19 protein-coding genes and 2 pseudogenes are annotated in these 20,424 nt (G+C 52.4%); 7 read left to right on the top strand and 14 right to left on the bottom strand.

Going from position 1 to position 20,424, the window contains the following annotated elements; translation table 11 throughout:
• Window positions 1–68: 68 nt before the first annotated feature.
• Window positions 69–398 carry a winged helix-turn-helix transcriptional regulator gene (locus ACS0RQ_RS12100; protein ID WP_271848902.1) on the top strand — a complete coding sequence of 110 codons (330 nt, stop codon included), beginning with the start codon at window positions 69–71 and terminating at the stop codon, window positions 396–398.
• 78 nt (window positions 399–476) lie between these two features.
• Here the strand turns inward: ACS0RQ_RS12100 and ACS0RQ_RS12095 are convergent, their stop codons facing one another.
• The 3 genes from ACS0RQ_RS12095 to ACS0RQ_RS12085 are packed head-to-tail and all read right to left on the bottom strand — an operon-like array spanning window position 477 to window position 2,088.
• Window positions 477–785, bottom strand: coding sequence for a GNAT family N-acetyltransferase (locus tag ACS0RQ_RS12095; RefSeq protein WP_499079326.1), 309 nt, complete (start codon window positions 783–785; stop codon window positions 477–479).
• A gap of 56 nt (window positions 786–841) precedes the next feature.
• Window positions 842–1,810, bottom strand: coding sequence for an IS5 family transposase (locus tag ACS0RQ_RS12090; protein ID WP_023279773.1), 969 nt, complete (start codon window positions 1,808–1,810; stop codon window positions 842–844).
• 17 nt (window positions 1,811–1,827) lie between these two features.
• Window positions 1,828–2,088 carry a hypothetical protein gene (locus ACS0RQ_RS12085; protein ID WP_334634761.1) on the bottom strand — a complete coding sequence of 87 codons (261 nt, stop codon included), beginning with the start codon at window positions 2,086–2,088 and terminating at the stop codon, window positions 1,828–1,830.
• 455 nt (window positions 2,089–2,543) lie between these two features.
• Between ACS0RQ_RS12085 and ACS0RQ_RS12080 the strand changes: the two genes are divergently transcribed.
• Together ACS0RQ_RS12080 and guaD are read left to right on the top strand one after the other, a co-directional pair.
• Window positions 2,544–2,786, top strand: coding sequence for an HTH-like domain-containing protein (locus tag ACS0RQ_RS12080; RefSeq protein ID WP_271848904.1), 243 nt, complete (start codon window positions 2,544–2,546; stop codon window positions 2,784–2,786).
• Window positions 2,787–3,058: 272 nt separating this feature from the next.
• Window positions 3,059–4,378: a guanine deaminase gene (gene guaD, locus ACS0RQ_RS12075; RefSeq protein ID WP_271848905.1), complete on the top strand. Its 1,320-nt coding sequence runs from the start codon at window positions 3,059–3,061 to the stop codon at window positions 4,376–4,378.
• 115 nt (window positions 4,379–4,493) lie between these two features.
• On the opposite strand, the gene uraH is transcribed toward guaD, so the two are convergent.
• From uraH to ACS0RQ_RS12060, 3 genes are read right to left on the bottom strand one after another with little or no spacing between them, the layout of a single operon-like run.
• Window positions 4,494–4,817 carry a hydroxyisourate hydrolase gene (uraH, locus tag ACS0RQ_RS12070; protein ID WP_041851494.1) on the bottom strand — a complete coding sequence of 108 codons (324 nt, stop codon included), beginning with the start codon at window positions 4,815–4,817 and terminating at the stop codon, window positions 4,494–4,496.
• Window positions 4,814–5,314 carry a 2-oxo-4-hydroxy-4-carboxy-5-ureidoimidazoline decarboxylase gene (uraD, locus tag ACS0RQ_RS12065; RefSeq protein WP_041851495.1) on the bottom strand — a complete coding sequence of 167 codons (501 nt, stop codon included), beginning with the start codon at window positions 5,312–5,314 and terminating at the stop codon, window positions 4,814–4,816. The genes uraH and uraD overlap by 4 nt, the downstream gene beginning before the upstream one ends.
• A complete protein-coding gene (locus ACS0RQ_RS12060) occupies window positions 5,292–6,674 on the bottom strand; it encodes a nucleobase:cation symporter-2 family protein (RefSeq protein ID WP_271848906.1) in 1,383 nt (460 codons plus the stop codon). The genes uraD and ACS0RQ_RS12060 overlap by 23 nt, the downstream gene beginning before the upstream one ends.
• Window positions 6,675–6,941: 267 nt before the next feature.
• Here ACS0RQ_RS12060 and hpxO point away from each other — a divergent pair, with 267 nt between their 5' ends.
• The gene (gene hpxO / locus ACS0RQ_RS12055; protein ID WP_222556870.1) at window positions 6,942–8,096 is read left to right on the top strand and encodes an FAD-dependent urate hydroxylase HpxO; all 1,155 of its coding nucleotides are present in this window, start codon (window positions 6,942–6,944) and stop codon (window positions 8,094–8,096) included.
• Window positions 8,097–8,152: 56 nt separating this feature from the next.
• Here hpxO and hpxR read toward each other — a convergent pair whose 3' ends face one another.
• Complete coding sequence (hpxR, locus tag ACS0RQ_RS12050; RefSeq protein ID WP_107223142.1) at window positions 8,153–9,076, bottom strand: LysR family hpxDE operon transcriptional regulator HpxR; 924 nt, start codon at window positions 9,074–9,076, stop codon at window positions 8,153–8,155.
• A 127-nt stretch (window positions 9,077–9,203) separates the two neighbouring features.
• Here hpxR and hpxD point away from each other — a divergent pair, with 127 nt between their 5' ends.
• Window positions 9,204–10,241, top strand: coding sequence for a molybdenum cofactor-independent xanthine hydroxylase subunit HpxD (gene hpxD, locus ACS0RQ_RS12045; protein ID WP_271848907.1), 1,038 nt, complete (start codon window positions 9,204–9,206; stop codon window positions 10,239–10,241).
• Window positions 10,242–10,249: 8 nt separating this feature from the next.
• Window positions 10,250–11,215, top strand: coding sequence for a PDR/VanB family oxidoreductase (locus ACS0RQ_RS12040; RefSeq protein WP_271848908.1), 966 nt, complete (start codon window positions 10,250–10,252; stop codon window positions 11,213–11,215).
• 105 nt (window positions 11,216–11,320) lie between these two features.
• Here the strand turns inward: ACS0RQ_RS12040 and ACS0RQ_RS12035 are convergent, their stop codons facing one another.
• The 6 genes and pseudogenes from ACS0RQ_RS12035 to argC form a co-directional block, all read right to left on the bottom strand.
• On the bottom strand, window positions 11,321–12,859 hold the full coding sequence (locus ACS0RQ_RS12035; RefSeq protein WP_271848909.1) for a methyl-accepting chemotaxis protein: 1,539 nt from the start codon (window positions 12,857–12,859) through the stop codon (window positions 11,321–11,323).
• A gap of 427 nt (window positions 12,860–13,286) precedes the next feature.
• Window positions 13,287–13,835 (bottom strand): annotated as a pseudogene (locus ACS0RQ_RS12030) (uroporphyrinogen decarboxylase/cobalamine-independent methonine synthase family protein); the annotation flags it as partial.
• A 57-nt stretch (window positions 13,836–13,892) separates the two neighbouring features.
• Window positions 13,893–14,861, bottom strand: coding sequence for an IS5 family transposase (locus ACS0RQ_RS12025; RefSeq protein WP_023279773.1), 969 nt, complete (start codon window positions 14,859–14,861; stop codon window positions 13,893–13,895).
• Window positions 14,862–14,892: 31 nt separating this feature from the next.
• A pseudogene (locus ACS0RQ_RS12020) lies at window positions 14,893–15,384 on the bottom strand (uroporphyrinogen decarboxylase/cobalamine-independent methonine synthase family protein); the annotation flags it as partial.
• Window positions 15,385–15,411: 27 nt separating this feature from the next.
• Window positions 15,412–16,398, bottom strand: a complete 987-nt coding sequence (locus ACS0RQ_RS12015) for a DUF1852 domain-containing protein (RefSeq protein WP_271848910.1) — start codon at window positions 16,396–16,398, stop codon at window positions 15,412–15,414.
• 234 nt (window positions 16,399–16,632) lie between these two features.
• Window positions 16,633–17,556 carry an N-acetyl-gamma-glutamyl-phosphate reductase gene (gene argC / locus ACS0RQ_RS12010; protein ID WP_271848911.1) on the bottom strand — a complete coding sequence of 308 codons (924 nt, stop codon included), beginning with the start codon at window positions 17,554–17,556 and terminating at the stop codon, window positions 16,633–16,635.
• Window positions 17,557–17,668: 112 nt separating this feature from the next.
• Here argC and ACS0RQ_RS12005 point away from each other — a divergent pair, with 112 nt between their 5' ends.
• On the top strand, window positions 17,669–18,556 hold the full coding sequence (locus tag ACS0RQ_RS12005) for a LysR family transcriptional regulator (RefSeq protein WP_041851507.1): 888 nt from the start codon (window positions 17,669–17,671) through the stop codon (window positions 18,554–18,556).
• A gap of 126 nt (window positions 18,557–18,682) precedes the next feature.
• Here ACS0RQ_RS12005 and tcp read toward each other — a convergent pair whose 3' ends face one another.
• On the bottom strand, window positions 18,683–20,347 hold the full coding sequence (gene tcp / locus ACS0RQ_RS12000; protein ID WP_271848912.1) for a methyl-accepting chemotaxis citrate transducer: 1,665 nt from the start codon (window positions 20,345–20,347) through the stop codon (window positions 18,683–18,685).
• Between the last annotated feature and the right edge of the window lie 77 nt (window positions 20,348–20,424).

The following is a 20,424-nucleotide window of genomic DNA, read 5'->3' as shown; positions in this document are numbered from 1 at the left end:
CAGTGCGGGTATATTCAACATAGACTGTGAAATTAACAAGTACGCACGAAAAAGTGAGCTACTGAATTATGAGTAAGTTATATACGCCGGAAACTGCCGCAAGCGGCGTGGAACAGGTTCTGCGCCTTCTCGAAGGCCGATGGAAATTAATTATTCTTTTTCATTTGTTCGATGGAAAAGTACAGCGCTATTCCGATTTTGAAAAACTCATCCCCGCTATTTCGCAGAAGATGCTCGCCCAGCAGTTGCGACAACTGGAGTCCGATGGTCTCGTCTCGCGCACGGTGTATCCACAGGTGCCGCCAAAGGTAGAATATCGACTCACCGAGTGGGGCCAGGCGCTTTGCCCGGCACTCGATGCAATGCTCAAATGGGCTGAAAAACGCGAGGCCTGCTGAACAGCGAGGCCTTTGATAACGCGGTAAAGCGGTATGTCCACATCCTTACGTTGCTTCTCTTTTTACTTTTCCTGTGAATTAATTCTCCGGGAGAACAAGCGAATTTAGAACGTGATCCTGCCACTTACCGTTTATTTTGAGATAAGAACTGGCATACCCCTCTTTAATAAACCCAAGTCGTTTGAGGGTATTTGCGCTGCGTAGATTATCGGGGAGGTGATTCGCCATAATACGATGCAAACCATAATGTGTATGGATATGGTGAATCGCCTCGCTGAGCACTTCTTGCATCAAACCTTTACCCTGATAAGAGAGATCGATTGAAAATCCAAGGTAACACGCCTGAAAAACGCCATAGACAAAGTTAGTAAAGTTGACGTTGCCAATGGCTTTGTTGAATAAATCAGATTTCGGGTAAGTCTCCCCCGTAGCGGGTTGTGTTTTCAGGCAATACGCACGCTTTCAGGCATACCTGCTTTCGTCATTTTGTTCAGCGCTCGTACCAGGGCCATAGCCTCCGCAACCTGACCATCGTAGTCACGCAGCGTCAGTGACCCCCCGAACAGCTGTTTTACCCGGTACATTGCCGTTTCCGCTATCGAGCGACGGTTGTAATCTGTTGTCCATTTCCACCGCGCATTACTCCCGGTCATTCGCTGATTAGCCACTGCACGGTTACGGTCTGCATATTCACCGGGCCAGTAACCCGCACCTTTTCGGGGAGGGATAAGCGCGCTGATTTTCTTACGCCGCAGTTCATCGTGACAGAGCCGGGTGTCGTAAGCGCCGTCTGCCGATGCTGCCCTGATTTTTCTGTGAGTCTGCCGGATAAGACCCGGGAAGGCTTCTGAGTCCGTCACATTGTTCAGCGACAGGTCTGCACAGATGATTTCATGTGTGTTGCTGTCAACGGCTAGATGCAACTTTCGCCATATACGACGGCGTTCTTTGCCGTGTTTTTTGACTTTCCATTCGCCTTCACCAAAGACCTTCAGCCCGGTGGAATCAATCACCAGATGCGCGATTTCACCCCGGGTGAACGTTTTGAAACTGACATTAACCGACTTTGCGCGCTTGCTGACACTGGTGTAATCCGGGCAGCGCAACGGAACATTCATCAGTGTAAAAATGGAATCAATAAAACCCTGTGCAGCCCGCAGGGTCAACCTGAACACGCGTTTAATGACCAGCACAGTCGTGATGGCAAGGTCAGAATAGCGCTGAGGTCTGCCTCGTGAAGAAGGTGTTGCTGACTCATACCAGGCCTGAATAGCTTCATCATCCAGCCAGAAAGTTATGGAGCCACGGTTGATGAGGGCTTTATTGTAGGTGGGCCAGTTGGTGATTTTGAACTTTTGCTTTGCCACGGAACGGTCTGCGTTGTCGGGAAGATGCGTGATCTGATCCTTCAACTCAGCAAAAGTTCGATTTATTCAACAAAGCCGTTGCCAATTATTTTCTTCTCGCCTTGCATCGTGAAGACAATTGACAGATTTTTCTTTTCTTCGAATTCATTATGAGAGGTTTTTATCCTGGCGATAATGTTTTCTCTGCAAAAGTACGCTTCATCGCGCAAGGGTTCAAATTGCGAAAAATAGTCTCTGTTGTCCACGATATAACACTGAAAGCTTTCAGCTAAATCTTCTGTTAATAACCAGGCATCAGTTCGTTGTGTTGAGAATAATTTCACTTTCCGTCTTCCGGGAAATTAATGGGGGAGTGAGTGTATTGCTTAATTCCCGCTATTTCAAACATTTCAAATATTCACACAGTGAATATAAAGTCCTCGCCCACGCATTCTTATTTCATTATCCTTAACGATCACGTTACGTGAGTCCCCTGTATGGTCTCTTACATAATGCCGACATGCATGGCCGTACGATGGGTTTCGCAAGAGGCCCAAAAGCCTCAGATTAACGCTGTTTTCCTGTACAAACGGCTGCTATCAATCCGGAAACAACAAAAAATTTGTACCATAAGTCCCTGCCGACAGCGGCGTGAAAACGGATAAGAAGGTGCTAAAATTTACAAAGAGGATATATCTTCATAATGTGGAGGCAATATCTTCCATAGATCACTCGAATATGTGTTAAAAGTAAATGATTCTCAGTAATACTTAGCAGCAAAACAATTAAGGCCTGCTTAATGGATAAACAAGAACATATTTATGCAGAGATTAAAAAGGCTCTGCGTGACGCACCACCTCGCGCTAAATCGGCTGAAATGCACCTGCAACTTATTAAATATGCTGATGAGTTGAAGCATGTCCCTAGCGACGTTGTGTGTGACCGAATTGGGGTTAATCAATCATTCAGAACAGTGGTCAGTAAAATGATTAAAATTGTCAATCGCCTGAAAGCAGCCGGACTGGATGTTTCGAAAATTTGAGGGACTTTAGCCGTGGCGTCTCTGATGACGTGAAAACAAAACCCAATCAGCTTGCTTTTAATTGTAGTTAAAGCGTCTCTTTTCACCGTTAGCACTGACGCCGAGTGCCCTATCGGAAGATGCACACGCGCGCTTCTCACCACTGAATACCGGCTTTTCACATTTAAACTACGACCCGGTGTAAGTGGGTTTCACTCCCCACGCCTCGCCATACGCTGGCACTCATCTTGCATTACTTTTTTACCCGTACGGAAACAATGAAGGCAGAAAAGATGATTGACTACCATGTCGCGATTCGCGGTGCGCTGTTTGATATTGCCCAGGTCTGCGATAACGCAGACGATATCGCCCTTAATGCGCGTTTTATTGAGGATGGGCTGCTGTTTATTCGCGACGGAAAGATCCAGGCGCGAATGACCTGGCAGGAGGGAGAACAACATCTGGATGCGCAAAAAGGCTACACCGACAGGCGCGGTAAGCTGCTGATACCTGGCTTTATCGATGCCCATGTGCATTACCCGCAAACGGAGATGATTGGCGCGTTTGGCGAACAACTGCTGGAGTGGCTGACCACCTACACTTTCCCGGTAGAGAGCCAGTTTGCCGATGAGGCTTACGCGGCAGAGATTGCCCGTTTCTTTATTGGTCAGTTGCTGAGCCACGGTACCACCACGGCAATGGTGTTCTGCACACTGCATCCGGGGTCGGTCAACGCCCTGTTTAGCGAAGCGTTGCGCCTCAACATGCGCCTGATCGCCGGTAAAGTGATGATGGATCGCCATGCACCGGATTACCTGAGTGAAACCGCCGAAGAGAGTTACCGGCAAACACGTGAGTTGATCCAGCGCTGGCAACATCAGGGGCGACTGGGTTACGCCCTTACGCCACGCTTTGCGCCGACCTCAACACCCGAACTGCTTGATGCGGTGCGCCGTTTGCGCGAGGAATTTCCGCAAACCTGGCTACAGACGCATTTAAGTGAAAACCCTAATGAAGTGGCGTGGGTGAACGATCTCTGGCCAGAGCATGCTCGCTATCTCGATGTTTACCATCATTATGGGCTGACCGGCGAGGGCAGCGTATTTGCGCATGGCATCCATTTGCATGATGAGGAGTGGCAGTGTCTGCATGATACCGGCTCCGCGGTGGCGTTCTGCCCGACCTCGAATCTGTTTCTCGGCAGCGGGTTGTTCCGCCTGCCCGCCAGTTGGCAGTACAAGGTACGTATGGGCATTGGCACGGATGTAGGCGCAGGCACCACGTTCAGCATGTTACGTACGCTGGGTGAGGCCTATAAAGTGGGCCAGTTGCAAAGCTATCGTCTGCGCGCCAGCGAAGCGTTTTACCACGCCACCCTTGGCGGCGCTCATGCCTTGCGTCTGGACGATAAAATTGGCAATTTCGCCGTCGGGAAAGAGGCCGATTTTGTGGTTATCGACCCGGCAGTCACGCCGTTGCAGCGCCTGCGTAACGAGCGCAGCAAGGATATTTATGAGCAATTGTTTGTGCTGATGACCCTCGGCGATGAGCGCAATATCAGCGAGACGTGGATTAATGGCCAGTGTGCATGGGGAAATGAGGACGCGCAGTGATACCTTTCCCGGGTAGCGGCGCAAGCGCCTTACCCGGGCTACCCTACCGAACGTAGCCCCGGTAAGCGGTAGCGCCACCGGGGGGAGTCAGCCGCACGTCAAAACGCAGCCAAAATTAGCTCCCGCGATAGGTTGACCAGCCGCCGGGAGCAATTAAAAACGGCAGATGGAAATGTTCCTCTGCCCCTTGCGCAACCACAAAATCAATTTGCGCGCAGGGAAACAGCGTCACCACATCCTGCTTCGCAAACCACTCCCCCGTCTGCGCCACCAGCCGGTAACGCCCCGGCGTCAGCGGCACGGGAAACGCACCAATTCGCCCATTCCCGTCGGTGATTCCCTGTGCCAGCACGTGCTCATCACGCGCCAGAAAGACCGTCACACCGGGTGCCGGTTTGCCGGTAGAAATATCAAGAATATGTGTACTGAGGCTGCTCATTCGCCAATCGCTCCTGCCAGTCGTAATAAGGTAATTTCCCGTAACTGCTCCAGCGCCACCGCCGTCTCTTCGGCATCACTGTGGGTCAGCCGCTGCCTGAGCGCTTCTAAGATCTCTTCTGCGCTGCGCCCTTTGGCGCGAATCAAAAAGACCCGGCCAAAACGCGCTTCATAATCTGCATTTCCCAACCGTAACGCCTCGGCCAGTTGCCTATCATCTGCGTTCACCGCCGACTGCTCCTGGCGCGATAACACGGCATGCGCCTGCTGCCCGCCAGGTTTTTCGCCAATACGCGGATGCGCGCTCAGCGCCTGTTCAAGCTCGGCGCCTCCCCAGGATTGCGTCAGCGCCTTCGCGGTATGGTGCAACGCGGCAAGACTGGCAAACGGACGCGCGGCAACCAACGCCGCCGCCCAGCCAGGGAGCGCAACGCAAGGCTGTAACAGCGCCATCGCGGCATCAGCTTCCAGTTGATTAAAGTGATTCAGCGCGATCATCGTGACTCCTTGTCTTCGCAGCGGTAGCGGGTTTTTCTTCCGGAATAATCAGATTCAGTACAATCGCCACCAGACCACCGCAGGTTGCCGCCGAGCCAAACAGATTACCGATAATCGCCGGGAAATGGGCGAGAAAAGCGGGTACGGCTTCGACGCCCATACCGAAACCAAACGCCAGCCCGACAATCAGCATGTCGCGGCGGGTTAACGGGTTCTGGGTAATGATGCGGATCCCGGCCGCCACCACACAACCAAACATCACCATGGTCGCGCCGCCCAGTACCGGCAGTGGGATCTGGCGCAGAATTTCACCAAACGGCGGAAACAGCCCAAGCAGAATCAGTACCACGCCGATATAGCGCCCGACAAAGCGGCTGGCGACGCCGGTCATCTGGATGACGCCATTGTTTTGCGCAAAGGTCGTATTCGGGAAAGCGCAAAGCATCGCCGCGATCATACAACTGATGCCATCGGCGAGGATGCCGCCTTTCAGCCGGGAGCGAAAGGCGCTGTCATCAATTGGCTGATGAGAGATAAGGCAGTTGGCGGTGAGATCGCCTACGGCCTCAAGAATACACACCAGTGACACCAGCGCCACGGGCAGGAAAATGGCGCCATTGAACTGAAAACCAAACGGGAACAGCGCGGGCAAACGAAACCAGGTTTCGCCCAGGCCATTAAAATGAAACTTACCGGCAAGCGCCGCCGCAATACAACCTACAGCAATGCCGACCACCACAGACGAGAGGCGCAACCAGCGGTTCTTCGCACAGCTCAGTAATACAATCACCGCCAGCGTGCCTGCGCCAAGGGCGATATTGCTCATGCTGCCAAAATCTTTCGCCTGTACACCGCCGCACCAGTTATTCACGCTGACTTTAATCAGGCTGATACCTATCAGGGCAATCACGCTACCGGTAATGACAGGCGTGAAGATGCGTTTGAGCGGCTCAATAAAACGGCTGACGATAATCGGCACCAGCGCGGCAACGACATTCACACCAAACAGCATCGCCATCACATCCTGGGCAGTGCCACCCTGCCCTTTGACCCACATCCCACCAGCGATAGCCACGCCGAGAAACGCAAAACTGGTGCCCTGCATGCAGATCATCCCGGCCCCAATGCCCCATACGCGGTTGGATTGTAAAAACGTGCCAATACCCGAGGCCAGCAACGACATGCTGATGAGATAAGGCATCCACTCGCCCAGTCCCAGCGTCGCGCCAATGATGAGCGGCGGCGTGATGATCCCGACTAACCCGGCCAGCACATGCTGTAACGCACTGAAAAAAGCGGGCAGCGGCGGGATCTGCTGTTCCAGCCCGTACAATAAACCGTTGTTTTTTTCATCAGACATGGTCTTGCATCCTGTTATTTATGAGCGTCAACGGCCTGATGCACAAAGCAGGCCAGAGTCAACAATCCCTGCCATCACTGTGAAACTTTAGATTCCTGCCTTTCATTAAAGAAATTTTTGATTCACAAAAAGGCAACACTAATGCAAATACGCACAACAATAGTGCAACACAACAGTGCATTGCACGCTTTACCCTGTGGTTACGCGTCTGCACATTCTGGTACGCAAATTGCTGAACCTCTGATACGCAGATAAAAGGAGATCAGAATGAAAGCACTGGTGATTGGCGCAGGTATTGGCGGGCTGAGCGCTGCCGTAGCGTTAAAAAACGCAGGCATCGCGTGTGACGTCTTTGAGGCGGTAAAAGAGATCAAACCCGTCGGTGCGGCGATTTCCATCTGGCCCAACGGCGTGAAATGCATGCGTCATCTGGGTATGGGTGAGATGATGGAGACTTACGGCGGCCCAATGCGCTTTATGGCCTATAAAGATTACCGCCAGGGCGAAACCCTGACGCAATTTAGCCTGGCACCGCTGGTTGAGCGGGTTGGTGGCCGTCCGTGCCCGGTATCGCGCGCAGAGTTGCAGCGCGAAATGCTCAATCACTGGGGACGCGATAAGGTGCAGTTTGGCAAGCGTGTAAGCAACGTGGAAGAGAACGCCGACGGCGTTACCGCGTGGTTTACCGATGGCACTACAGCGCACGGTGATTTCCTGATTGCCGCCGACGGCAGCCATTCGGCGCTGCGTCCTTACGTGTTGGGCTACACGCCGCAACGCCGCTATGCGGGTTACGTCAACTGGAACGGCCTGGTGAAGATCGACGAAGCGATTGCCCCGGCCGAGCAGTGGACCACTTTTGTCGGCGAAGGCAAACGGGTGTCGCTGATGCCGGTTTCTGATGGGCGTTTTTATTTTTTCTTCGATGTGCCGCTGCCTGCCGGGCTTGCCGAAGACCGCACCACGCTGCGTGACGATTTAACACGCTACTTTAGCGGCTGGGCGCCGCCGGTTCAGCGGCTGATCGCCGCACTTGATCCGCAGACCACCAACCGCATTGAGATCCATGATATCGAGCCGTTCGATAAACTGGTGCGAGGCAAAGTGGCATTGCTGGGCGATGCCGGGCACAGCACGACGCCGGATATCGGCCAGGGCGGCTGCGCGGCAATGGAGGATGCGGTGGTGCTGGGGGAGATTTTCCGTACGCAGACCAACATTGAAAGCGCGCTGCGAGAGTATGAAGCGCAGCGCTGTGACCGGGTGCGCGATCTGGTGCTCAAAGCGCGTAAACGCTGCGATGTTACACACGGTAAGGATATGGCGCTGACGCAGGCCTGGTATCAGGAACTCAAGGAAGAGAGCGGCGAGCGCATTATCAACGGTCTGTGCGACACCATTCAGGGCGGGCCATTAGGGTAATCGGCTCACAGGCAACGATACCCCGTAGCCCCGGTAAGCGGCAGCGCCACCGGGGATCAGACCAACGGCGGGTGGAGAATCTGCATCTCCTCCATCACGGCGGTCAGCTTCTGGATGACCATCTGCGCCGGACGGGAAAGCTGGCGCGAGGGGGCGGTGCACAGCGCCAGAGTCAGCGGACGCAGCAGCTTGTTACGCAGCGGGACAAACGCCAGTTGCCCGCTCTTCACCTCATCCAGCACATCCAGCAGGCTCAGCACGGTGACGCCGCTACCCTTTAACACCAGCGATTTGATAAGCCGGATATCGTTACAGTTGATGGTGTTTGCCGGGGCCAGATCGTAGTGGCGATAGAGCATGCCGACACGATCATGCACAATCAGGGGCGCTCCGGGCAGGATATGTCGCGCCTCGCTCAGCTCGCCCAACGACAATGCCGATGCCTGGGCCATTTCATGATCCGGGCGCATCACGACCCCCATCTCCAGCTCGGCGAATGCCAGCACGTTTAACCCTGTCTGCCCCTCCGGATCGAGGATCAAGCCAAAATCGAGATCCGCCTGCCGCACTTTCTGGCTGACGGTATGGCTATCCGCGACCTGTAACACCAGCTCCAGCCAGGGTTGCCCGCTAATAATATCGGCCAGCGCACTGGCAAAGCTCCCCTCGGCCAGCGCCTGCACCATCCCCACGCTAACCGTGCCGCGCTTAAGCCCCTGCAACTCATCAAATTTCTGCCGGGTAAGCTGAAACTCTTTTTGCCAGCGCAGCAGATTGTCGTAGAGCAATTCTCCCGCGGTGGTCATCCGTAAGCCTTCCGGTAGCCGTTCAAACAGCGGCGTACCAAACGCTTCCTCGGCCTGCAGGATCTGTCGGTTAATGGCTGAGGGAGAGATATGCAATTTTTCGGCGGCACGGCGCAGGCTACCGCTGCGGGCAACTTCGGCGAAGTAGAGGGCGAAACGCGAAAATGGACTCATGCAGCACCTGTACACTTTTTTGCAACGGGGCAGTGAATTAATGGTGATGGATGTGCACACCCTAATATGACAACAATAAAGTTACAACAATTAAACAATTGCTTTTCCGTGAGCAGGAAGGATGACCATGAATACAGCACTCCCCACCCCACCCGCCCGTTGCACCTTCGAACCGGAGGACTGGTTACGTCTGGCAAAATGCTGGCATCCGGTCGCCCGCGCCTGTGATATTGGCGCCGCGCCGGTCAAAGCCACGCTGCTGGATGAACAACTGGTGATTTACCGCGTGAAAGGTCAGGTGGTGGTCGCCCGCGATGTCTGCCCGCATCGTGGCGTGCCATTAACGCTCGGTTTTCACGACGACGAAGGGATTGTCTGCCCCTACCACGGGCTGCGTTTCGGCGAAGATGGCCGCTGTAACCGCATCCCCTCCAGCCCCGGCCAGGTGGTCCCGGCGAAACTCAACCTGTTAACCTATGCGGTTGAAGAGCGCTACGGTCTTATCTGGACGTGCCTGGCGTTTGACGCGGAAAACCCCCAGCCACTGCCGACAATGCCGCACTGGGAGGACGCTGGTTTTCAGCAGATCAACTGCCCCGCTTTTGAAGTGAACGGTTTCGCCGGACGGCAGGTGGAAGGGTTTCTCGATGTGGCCCACTTCGCCTGGATCCACACGGCAACCTTTGCCGATGCCAACAACCAGGTCGTCCCCGATTATAACCCGCAGGAAACCGAGTTCGGGTTTGTCGCCGATTACTGGAGTTCGGTAGGCAATTATCCGGCAAGCTCCCAACATCAGGCGCCGGACGGCTTTCAGTGGCTGCGTCATTTCGAAATGCATCTGCCGTTTACCGCCACGCTGACGATCCATTTTCCCGGCGAGGCGCGGCTGGTGATCATGAATGCCGCATCGCCCGTCTCATCACGTGTGACTCGCATGTTCGCGCCTATCGCACGTAATTTCGATCTGCATGTCCCCGTTGAGGATGTCCATGCCTTTAACCTGCGCGTATTTGAAGAAGACCGTCTGATGGTCGAAACCCAACGCCCGGAAAGGCTGCCGCTGGATCTGACGCTGGAAGCCCATATTCCGGCAGACCGAAGTTCGATTGCCTATCGCCGTGGCCTGAAAAAAATGGGCTTTGGCGAGTTTTTCCTGGTTTGAGGTGCGCCATGAACGAGATGCTGAACGTGGTGGTTGACGGATTATGGTGTCAGGGTGACAGAAGTCTGGCCGTACGGCTGGTTAGCGCCAGTGGCGAGCCCCTGCCCGGCTGGGAGCCCGGTGCCCATATTGATGTGCATCTGCCCTGCGGCCTGATCCGCCAATATTCCCTGACTGGTGACAACAGAGCGGGGAGTTACCTTATCTGCGTGGCGCAGGAGCGCGCATCGCGTGGCGGTTCACGCTATATCCACCAGACGCTACGCCCCGGCCAGAGCTTACTGATTTCCGCACCGCGCAACCTGTTTGCCCTGCGCGATGATGGCCCGGTTCTGCTGCTGGCGGCAGGAATTGGCATCACTCCTCTGTATGCAATGCTGCTGCAACGGGAGACCACAGGCAGGCCATTTATATTGCACTATTTCGTCAAACGCCGTGAAGAAGCCGCATTTTTGCGCGAACTCTCCCGACCACTTAAACACGGTGTTTGCGTGGTGCACTGTTCTGCTGAGGGGGCGAGCCCACGTCAGTGGCTGGCAACCCTGCTTCCCGCCCCCGGCGACGAACAGCGTATTTACACCTGTGGACCCGAGGGGTTTATGGCGGCGGTCAGGGACGCTGCCCTGAAAAAAGGCTGGCCGGAGACGCACATCCACAGCGAGGCCTTTGCGCCTGCTGCCCCGACTGCGACTGCGCAAGATGCAGCGACCTTTACGATTACCCTGGCGTCCAGCGGGGAGAAATGGCCGGTACCGGCGAATAAGAGTATCGCGCAAGTGCTACAGGATAATGGCGTGGCGGTACCGCTTTCCTGCGAGATGGGGATCTGCGGGGCTTGCCTGACGCCGGTTATCGACGGCGTTGTCGATCACCGGGATACCGTGCAATCGGCAGCAGAGAAATCCGCCGCCGCGCAACATATCGCGCTGTGTTGCTCCCGTAGCCACTCCGGGGAACTGGTGATTGACTTATAGTTACCACTGAGTCGCAGCCTGATCTCCGGTAAACAGGCCTGCCCCATATTTTATTGATGTCTGAAACGAAACAGGGGCAGGTCTGTTGTGGCGATAAGGTGTACTTTACAGGTTGAACGCTTCAACTTCTTTCAAGAGCGTACTGGCCTGCTGACTCAACGAGTTTGCCGCAGTGGCCATCTGCTCTACCATCGCCGCGTTCTGTTGCAGGTTACTTTCCATTTGGCTTACTGCAATATTAACCTGTTCGATGCCATAACTCTGCTCGCCGGAAGAGTGGTTTACCTGATTAATAAGCTGTGTCGTTTCATCTACCATTCCCAGCGCATTATTCATCTTCGTTGTCACACTTGCCGCATACACGACGCCTTTGTTGATATTTTTCAGCGCCTCTTCAATTAAGTCGCGAATATCGCGTGCAGCAACGGAGGAGCGCTGGGATAAAGAGCGCACTTCTCCTGCCACTACGGCGAACCCTTTACCCTGCTCACCGGCACGCGCGGCTTCCACCGCAGCATTGAGCGCAAGAATATTGGTTTGAAAAGCGATACCGTCAATGATGGATGTAATTTCTGCAATCTTGCTTGAGGATAACGAAATATCGTCAATAGACCCTTTCAGCGCACCGAGTTCCTGGTGGCTTTCATTGACTATCGACTGGACCTGCCCAATATACGCATTCGCTTGTTTGGCATTATCCATGTTGTGACTGACGGTAACTGACAACTCATTCATGCTTGCCGCCGTCTCCTCCAGAGAAGAGGCCTGAGATTCAGTCCGTGAAGAAAGGTCGTCGTTACTGACCGCAATTTCATTCGCAGCGGTATCGACTTCTTTACTTGCATCTTTTACGCTTGATAATGCCCCTCTGATTTTTTCAACCAGACCGTTAAAACTTTTAGCAGTAATACCCAGCTCATCGTTTTTATCAATATTTAATCGCAGGGTGAGATTCAGGGTATCGCTGATGGTTGCCATGCTTTCCTGAAGAGTACGCAACCCTTTTTTCAGATAGGTCAGGATTTGCCATGAGAAAAGGGCAATAAGGGCCACCGCAACAATAATGATGATACTCAAAAACCACACTGTTTCGTGATATTGATTGTGGTTCTCTTCGGCATAATTAACAGCGATTTTATAGTTATATTCCAGCATTTCTTGTATCGCCGCGCTAAGCGCCACAGAAGCGGTGGCCGTAACTCCTCCATCGGAGACCATTAATCTCGCCGCATCAATACCTTCTTTCTCATAGACACTTTTCATGTCCATCACTTTTACTTTATAGTCTTCAAACGCGCGGATGGTTTTTTTAATTAATTCACCATCATGTTGGTCTGAAATCAGATTTGACTGGTATTCATTTAATATGCTTTGAACTTTATTTAACTCACTGGTTGCTGTACCTATGTGTTTTTCAAATACATCTATCTGGTTTACCAGCAACGACATAAGAATCTGACGCCTCGCCTCTTCCCTGTGTAGCAACCCCTCACTGAGTTTACTGATACTCGGCATACTATTTGTTGTCACATATTCGAATCTGTTTTGTGCGTTGTTGAGCGCTTTCAGACTAAGTCCACCCAGGGTGATCATTATCACAATTGAAAAAATAAATATTAAGGTCAGTTTTTTAAGAATGGTCATGTTCAGCCTCATCAGCGCATATACAGTTTTATTTTTATCGGCGCCGGTGGGCTTATCTTTATATCTGCAATAGATAAAATTTTAGTTAAGGAACCCTTACTTAGTATTAAGCAAGGTTAAATAGTTTTGAATGTTATTTATTTCATAAAGAAAAATCACATATAAAACAGGTTATTATCGAAAAGGGAGGCATTAAATAAATTATCGCCCGGTGAGCGAGCACAACAATCACAACGGGATAACAAAAATATATTATATAAATACTGCTTGCAGATTTAAGCAATCAAAAAGTGATAGAGTAGCCGTGCTACATCTTTTAGCGCGGCCACCACAGATATTGCATAGTCCGGTTATTCAGTCAAGGACGATATTTATCCCCTCCCCTGACCCGGACTGCATTCTTTAAATTCACCAATAACGGGTGACATTATTTTCCCGCAAGTTCCCGGCGGATAATTTCCGCACCCGCACTTAATGCGTTGAGCTTACCATTGGCGACCCGACGCGATAACGGCGTCATGCCACAGTTAGTCGAAGGATAAAGCTTATCGGCATCAACAAACTGGAGAGCTTTACGCAGCGTACTGGCGACCTCTTCAGGCGTTTCGATGGTCGAAGTCGCCACGTCAATCGCCCCTACCATCACTTTCTTACCGCGAATCAGTTCCAGCAGATCCATGGGAACACGCGAGTTATGGCATTCCAGTGAAATGATATCGATATTCGATGTTTGCAGTTTGGGAAACGCCTCTTCGTATTGCCGCCACTCAGAGCCCAGTGTCTTTTTCCAGTCGGTATTGGCCTTAATGCCATAGCCGTAACAGATGTGTACCGCCGTTTCGCATTTCAGCCCTTCAATGGCTCTTTCTAATGCGGCAACACCCCAGTCGTTCACCTCGTCGAAGAAGACATTAAAAGCCGGTTCATCAAACTGGATAATATCAACACCCGCAGCCTCTAGTTCTTTGGCTTCCTGAGGCTTTGTTGAATAAATCAGATTTCGGGTAAGTCTCCCCCGTAGCGGGTTGTGTTTTCAGGCAATACGCACGCTTTCAGGCATACCTGCTTTCGTCATTTTGTTCAGCGCTCGTACCAGGGCCATAGCCTCCGCAACCTGACCATCGTAGTCACGCAGCGTCAGTGACCCCCCGAACAGCTGTTTTACCCGGTACATTGCCGTTTCCGCTATCGAGCGACGGTTGTAATCTGTTGTCCATTTCCACCGCGCATTACTCCCGGTCATTCGCTGATTAGCCACTGCACGGTTACGGTCTGCATATTCACCGGGCCAGTAACCCGCACCTTTTCGGGGAGGGATAAGCGCGCTGATTTTCTTACGCCGCAGTTCATCGTGACAGAGCCGGGTGTCGTAAGCGCCGTCTGCCGATGCTGCCCTGATTTTTCTGTGAGTCTGCCGGATAAGACCCGGGAAGGCTTCTGAGTCCGTCACATTGTTCAGCGACAGGTCTGCACAGATGATTTCATGTGTGTTGCTGTCAACGGCTAGATGCAACTTTCGCCATATACGACGGCGTTCTTTGCCGTGTTTTTTGACTTTCCATTCGCCTTCACCAAAGACCTTCAGCCCGGTGGAATCAATCACCAGATGCGCGATTTCACCCCGGGTGAACGTTTTGAAACTGACATTAACCGACTTTGCGCGCTTGCTGACACTGGTGTAATCCGGGCAGCGCAACGGAACATTCATCAGTGTAAAAATGGAATCAATAAAACCCTGTGCAGCCCGCAGGGTCAACCTGAACACGCGTTTAATGACCAGCACAGTCGTGATGGCAAGGTCAGAATAGCGCTGAGGTCTGCCTCGTGAAGAAGGTGTTGCTGACTCATACCAGGCCTGAATAGCTTCATCATCCAGCCAGAAAGTTATGGAGCCACGGTTGATGAGGGCTTTATTGTAGGTGGGCCAGTTGGTGATTTTGAACTTTTGCTTTGCCACGGAACGGTCTGCGTTGTCGGGAAGATGCGTGATCTGATCCTTCAACTCAGCAAAAGTTCGATTTATTCAACAAAGCCGCTTCCTGATTGAGAATTTTTGCAAATTCCCAGGCGAGTTTTTCACGGCTTTTGTAATGGGCATCATAGAGCGTATCGATCATTGTCATCGGCCCGGGCAACGCCCATTTAATGGGCTGTTTAGTCAGTTGCCGCAAAAATTTGGCATCGTCAACAAAAACCGGTTTTTGACGCGCCACCGCACCTACCACGGTCGGAACACTCGCATCGTAGCGATTGCGAATTCTGACGGTCTCGCGTTTTTCAAAATCAACGCCGCTGAGGTGTTCAATAAAGGTCGTGACAAAATGTTGGCGCGTTTGTTCGCCATCGCTGACAATATCAATCCCTGCCCGCAGTTGATCGTAGAGAGATAAACTCAGGGCATCTTTTTTCCCCTCAATTAACTCTTCATTTTGTAATTTCCAGGGCGACCACAGTTTTTCGGGCTCTGCAAGCCAGGACGGTTTGGGTAAACTGCCAGCCGTTGAGGTGGGAAGCAATGTTTTCATAATAAATGACCTTTTAATCCTGGTTAATTAAAGAGCGAAGTTAGCGGACCATTGTTCAAGAATATTTTTGTAGGGTTTAATAAAGTGTTCTTCAGTAAATTTGCCCTGCTCAATAGCCAGTTGGCTGCGCTCTTCACGGTCATACACAATTTTGGTTAATGAATGATCCTGGTGGTTCAGGTCTGGCTGATAATAGTGACCGGCGACAGCGTTGGCATTATAGATTTCAGGTCGATAAATCTTCTGGAACGTCTCCATCGTGCTGATAGTACTGATAAGCTCAAGGCTGGTGTAATCGCGCAGTAAATCACCAGAGAAATAAAAAGCCAGCGGCGCAACGCTATTTTGCGGCATAAAATAGCGAACTCGCAGGCCCATTTTGTTGAAATACTGCTCCGTCAGCGACGTGCCGTTGGGCTGGTATTCAATGCCTAATACAGGGTGCTGATTGCCGGTGCGATGATAGATATCTTTACTGGACACGCTCAGGCAGATCACCGGTGACTTTTTGAAGTTTTCTTTGTAGGCACGGGAATTGACGAAATGCTTAAATAACTTGCCATGCAAGTCGCCGAAATCATCCGGAATACTGAATTCCTCCTGGCCTTTGTTGTGTTCTAAAAGCAACACGCTAAAGTCATAATCCCGCACATAGGATGAGAAATTATTCCCGACAATGCCCTCTATACGTTCGTTTGTTTCTTTATCAACGATATTCGTTTTCAATATCTCAATTGCCGGAAACGCAATATCATCATTGCCTTCATCGCCAACATTCAGTTCAGCGGAGATAATGTCAAGTTCAACAGAATAACGATTGGCGCGCGGGTTATCCCAGTAGGCCAGAGCATTGAAACGGTTATTAATCATCACTAGCGTATTACGCAGATTCTCCTGACGATTGTCGCCTCTGGCTAAATTAGCGAAGTTAGTGGTGATACGGGTATTTTCTGAGGGGTTATAATTTTCGTCGAAGCGACTGCTTTTGATGGTAAATGTGAAATCTTTATTCATTGTAATTTTGCACCCTGAGTTCTGACATAAAAACTGGCTTATTTTATTAAGCAACCGGGTGTCTCATTCCGCAGTTTTCATGTTATCAATAAGTTAATAATACATATTTATGCCAGAGCCTCTGGATGAGAGAAAGCGAGTTAATTTCATTGCAACATGAGACATCGTCATGTTCGGCTTAGCGTCCGCTCGGGGGCTGGCGCCGGGCGTAAAGCCCGACACCCTGGCCGCGTGTTAATAGGTATCGATGAGCAGATTGAGGTTTTGCACGGCAGCGCCCGATGCCCCTTTGCCCAGGTTATCGAAGACGGCAGTCAGCAGTATTTGTCCATTTTCGGGGTTTGAGAAAACGCCAAGCTCCATGTCATTAGTACCGTTCAGGCGCTCCGGGTTGATGCGCTCTGCATCACCCGCTGTAATATGGGGCAGCACCTTTACATGTTGGCTATGACTGTAATGCTCTGTAAGGCAGGCATGGATTGCCACGGCACTGGCATTTTTGGGCAGCAGGCGTTGCTGGAGCGGCACACTCAGCACAATCCCCTGACGGTACGCGCCGTAGGCAGGCATAAAGACGGGCGGCACAGAGAGCCCTGCGTAGCGCGCAATCTCCGGAACATGTTTGTGCCTGAGACCCAAACCATAGACCTGAAACGCGGGCGCCAAATCGGTCTGCTTGCCTTCGAACTGTTCTATCGCAGCCCTTCCCCCGCCCGAATAGCCGGAAATAGCATGGATAGAAAGGGGGTAATCGGCAGGCAACAGTCCGGCATTGACCAGCGGGAGCAGAAGACCAATCGCGCCCGTTGGGTAACAGCCAGGGTTCGTAATGCGCGTTGACGCCCGGATGCGTTCGGGCTGGTCGGCACTCATTTCAGGAAAACCATATGTCCAGCCTGGCGTAACCCTGTGGGCTGAACTGGCATCGATAATCCGCACGTGCGGGTTTTCCACCAAAGTTACCGCTTCACGAGCGGCCTCATCGGGCAAACACAGAATTGCAATATCGCAGTTGTTGAGCATCCCGGCCCGCAGGCGCGTGTCTTTGCGCTGCGAAACAGGCAGCGTCATCAGGGTAATGTCTGAGCGGCCGCGCAGTCGGTCATGGATCTGTAAGCCTGTGGTGCCCTGCTCGCCATCGATAAATACGTTAGTCATTGTGTTTTCCCGGTCACGGATAAATTTTTATGACGTTGATGTTGTGCCAGGTTTTAGTGTGGGTAAAGTTGAATTATCTTTACGTCAAATTCAGTTTTTCTGAGGTATGTTGATGCGTGAGATTAACCTTGATCAGTTACGCACACTGATAACGATTGCCGATACCCGCTCTTTCAATGAGGCTGCCGGACGACTGCACTTATCGCCTCCAACGGTCAGCCTGCATATTTCAGAACTTGAAAACCGGGTGGGAGCGACATTGCTTTCCCGTACCCGGGGCAACGTCAGACCGACGGCGATTGGCGAAAAGCTGGTTACCCATGCGCGCCGCTTACTCGCTGATGCCGCGTATGTCCTTGACGATATCTCACGCCAGGCGCAGGGCCTGACCGGACAGGTAAGACTGGGTGCGTCTACAGGGGCTATCGCCAATCTGTTGCCACAGGCTATTGAAAAAATGGCGCGGCTTCATCCGAATATCGATGTACAGATTACCGTACTCACGTCTCAACAAACGCTTGAGCAACTGAAATCCGGTTCACTCGATATTGGTATTGTTGCGCTCCCACAACTGCGGGGTAATGGCCTGGAAATAGATGCCTGGCGGCGGGATCCTGTTGTCGCTTTTCTGCCTGCAAACTGGGATCTGCCGGATGTGGTATCGCCTCAATGGTTGATTGAAAAGCCGCTGATTCTGAATGGTTCTGGTACCCACTTATCACAACTGACAAATCAGTGGCTTGCAAAAACGGGACACCGGCCTGTACCGCGAATCAAACTTGACTACAACGATGCGATAAAAAGTCTGGTGGGCGCAGGTTATGGCGCCACGCTGTTGCCGCTTGAATCGGGCACGCCCGTCTCCGCTGATAAGCGCGTCGCGGTTCGTCCTTTAAAGCCCGCATTGTGGCGGGAGTTAGGATTAGCCTGGCGAGAGGGAGAAAATGAGATGTCGACCGCGCACCTGTTGTCGGTTTTGCGGGAATTAAAACAGGAGTGAGTGTGGGGATGGCGCGGTTTGTTCCCTCTCTCCTATGGAGAGAGGGGGCCAGAACGGTGCGGTTTACTGCCATGCCCTCTCCTTTAAGGGATAGGGCATGACAACAGGTTACCCGCCGGGATAAATTTAGAAGGTTTCCCAGTTACCATCGCCAACAGCAGGTGCGGCGGAAGCAACGGCCGTGCGCGGGGCAATGGTCGGTTTCCCGGGTTTGCTTTGCAACAGCGTGTTGTGACCATTGACGCGAAAGACCGCGACGGCCTGACGCAGTTGTTCAGCCTGCTCTTCCAGTGCGGCTGAGGCCGCAGCGGACTCCTGCACCAGCGAGGCGTTCTGCTGGGTAACGCTGTCCATTTGCGATACCGCGAGGCTCACCTGCTCAATACCTTTACTCTGCTCGTCCGAGGCAGATGCGATTTCGCCCATAATATCGGTTACGCGCGTTACGGCATTAACGATCTCTTGCATGGTATTACCCGCCTCGGCCACCAGCGTGGTGCCGGAATTGACGCGGTTAACGGAGTTTTCAATCAGCGTTTTGATCTCTTTTGCCGCCTGCGCACTGCGGCTGGCCAGTGTGCGAACTTCCCCGGCAACCACGGCAAACCCACGCCCCTGCTCACCCGCTCGCGCGGCTTCAACGGCGGCGTTCAGGGCGAGGATATTGGTCTGGAAGGCAATGGCGTCGATCACGCTGGTTATCTGGGCTATCTGCTGCGAACTGCTGGAGATCTCGCTCATGGTGCGTACCACATCGCTTACCACACGGCCACCGCGTGCTGCGGTGTCGGAGGCATTTTTCGCCAGGTTTGAAGCCTGACGGGCGTTATCGGTGTTCTGTTTCACCGTCGCGGTCAACTGCTCCATACTGGCGGCGGTCTCTTCGAGTGACGAGGCCTGCTGTTCGGTACGGGAAGAGAGATCGTTGTTGCCGGTAGAGATTTCACTCGCACCGGTATAAATCGAATCGGAACTGTTACGCACCGCGCTCACGGTTTTGACCAGCGAAGATTGCATCTCGTGCAGGCCACTGGCCAGTTGGCTCATCTCATTGCGGCCTTCGGCGGAGATGGTCTGCGTCAGGTCACCGTCGGCGATAGCGCGAATATGTCCCATCACGCTGTGCAGAGGTTGAAGCAGCAGATGTTGCAGCCCCAGCCAGATCACCGTCATGACCGCGATCACTACCAGCAGAATTACGCCCAGGGTCCATTGCATACTGGTAAAGCTGCTCTGGTTTTCCTGTGCGGCGGCCTGCAGGAAGGTGTTGTTTTCTGTGCGCCATTTCGCATAGCTGGCGTCCATATCATCCTGCGCCTGTTGGGCATCCAGGTTGCCATAGGCTTCGTAGTTGTTTGCCTTCAGGAAGGTGATGGACTGTTGCAGCACGTCATGCATTTTGGTGATATTTTGCGAAACTTCATTGGCTAACCCGGCATCCTGCCCTGCGACACGCGGTGTATTTTTATAGTTGTTAAAGTACCCCTCGGCTTTATTGAGGGATTCAGTGGCGGTAGTGAGTAGCTTATCGATGCTGGCAAGCGATGCCGGATCGCGTTGATTTTTCAGAAAGCGGATCGCCACACGGGTAACGGTGACGCGTGTTTTAATGAGCGTATTGACGCTATCGCCAAGATTTTCCTGCTGTGCGCTAAGGATGCCCGTGTTCTGAAAGTTCACTCTGTCATTATTGACAGCAGAGTAGAAAAGCCCGCCGGTAACTAGCTGAAGCAGACAAAATACCGACAAGGCAATAATGATGCCGGTGATGACGCGTATATTTTTGAGCATATTATGGTCCAGGGAAGAGGCAAAGTTGCTCAATATATATCGACACGACAGGCATTAACTTTATGGTGGCACACGCC

It is taken from the genome of Phytobacter diazotrophicus (assembly GCF_052061655.1).
GTDB lineage: Bacteria > Pseudomonadota > Gammaproteobacteria > Enterobacterales > Enterobacteriaceae > Phytobacter > Phytobacter diazotrophicus.
Note: the sequence above shows the minus strand (reverse complement) of the source record. Positions and strands in the feature narration are given on the sequence as shown.

Coding starts and splice junctions, on each gene's coding strand:
- ACS0RQ_RS12100 (WP_271848902.1), top strand. CDS start 69: ATGAGTAAGTTATATACGCCGGAAACTGCCGCAAGCGGCGTGGAACAG.
- ACS0RQ_RS12080 (WP_271848904.1), top strand. CDS start 2,544: ATGGATAAACAAGAACATATTTATGCAGAGATTAAAAAGGCTCTGCGT.
- guaD (WP_271848905.1), top strand. CDS start 3,059: ATGATTGACTACCATGTCGCGATTCGCGGTGCGCTGTTTGATATTGCC.
- uraH (WP_041851494.1), bottom strand. CDS start 4,817: ATGAGCAGCCTCAGTACACATATTCTTGATATTTCTACCGGCAAACCG.
- uraD (WP_041851495.1), bottom strand. CDS start 5,314: ATGATCGCGCTGAATCACTTTAATCAACTGGAAGCTGATGCCGCGATG.
- ACS0RQ_RS12060 (WP_271848906.1), bottom strand. CDS start 6,674: ATGTCTGATGAAAAAAACAACGGTTTATTGTACGGGCTGGAACAGCAG.
- hpxO (WP_222556870.1), top strand. CDS start 6,942: ATGAAAGCACTGGTGATTGGCGCAGGTATTGGCGGGCTGAGCGCTGCC.
- hpxR (WP_107223142.1), bottom strand. CDS start 9,076: ATGAGTCCATTTTCGCGTTTCGCCCTCTACTTCGCCGAAGTTGCCCGC.
- hpxD (WP_271848907.1), top strand. CDS start 9,204: ATGAATACAGCACTCCCCACCCCACCCGCCCGTTGCACCTTCGAACCG.
- ACS0RQ_RS12040 (WP_271848908.1), top strand. CDS start 10,250: ATGAACGAGATGCTGAACGTGGTGGTTGACGGATTATGGTGTCAGGGT.
- ACS0RQ_RS12035 (WP_271848909.1), bottom strand. CDS start 12,859: ATGACCATTCTTAAAAAACTGACCTTAATATTTATTTTTTCAATTGTG.
- ACS0RQ_RS12015 (WP_271848910.1), bottom strand. CDS start 16,398: ATGAATAAAGATTTCACATTTACCATCAAAAGCAGTCGCTTCGACGAA.
- argC (WP_271848911.1), bottom strand. CDS start 17,556: ATGACTAACGTATTTATCGATGGCGAGCAGGGCACCACAGGCTTACAG.
- ACS0RQ_RS12005 (WP_041851507.1), top strand. CDS start 17,669: ATGCGTGAGATTAACCTTGATCAGTTACGCACACTGATAACGATTGCC.
- tcp (WP_271848912.1), bottom strand. CDS start 20,347: ATGCTCAAAAATATACGCGTCATCACCGGCATCATTATTGCCTTGTCG.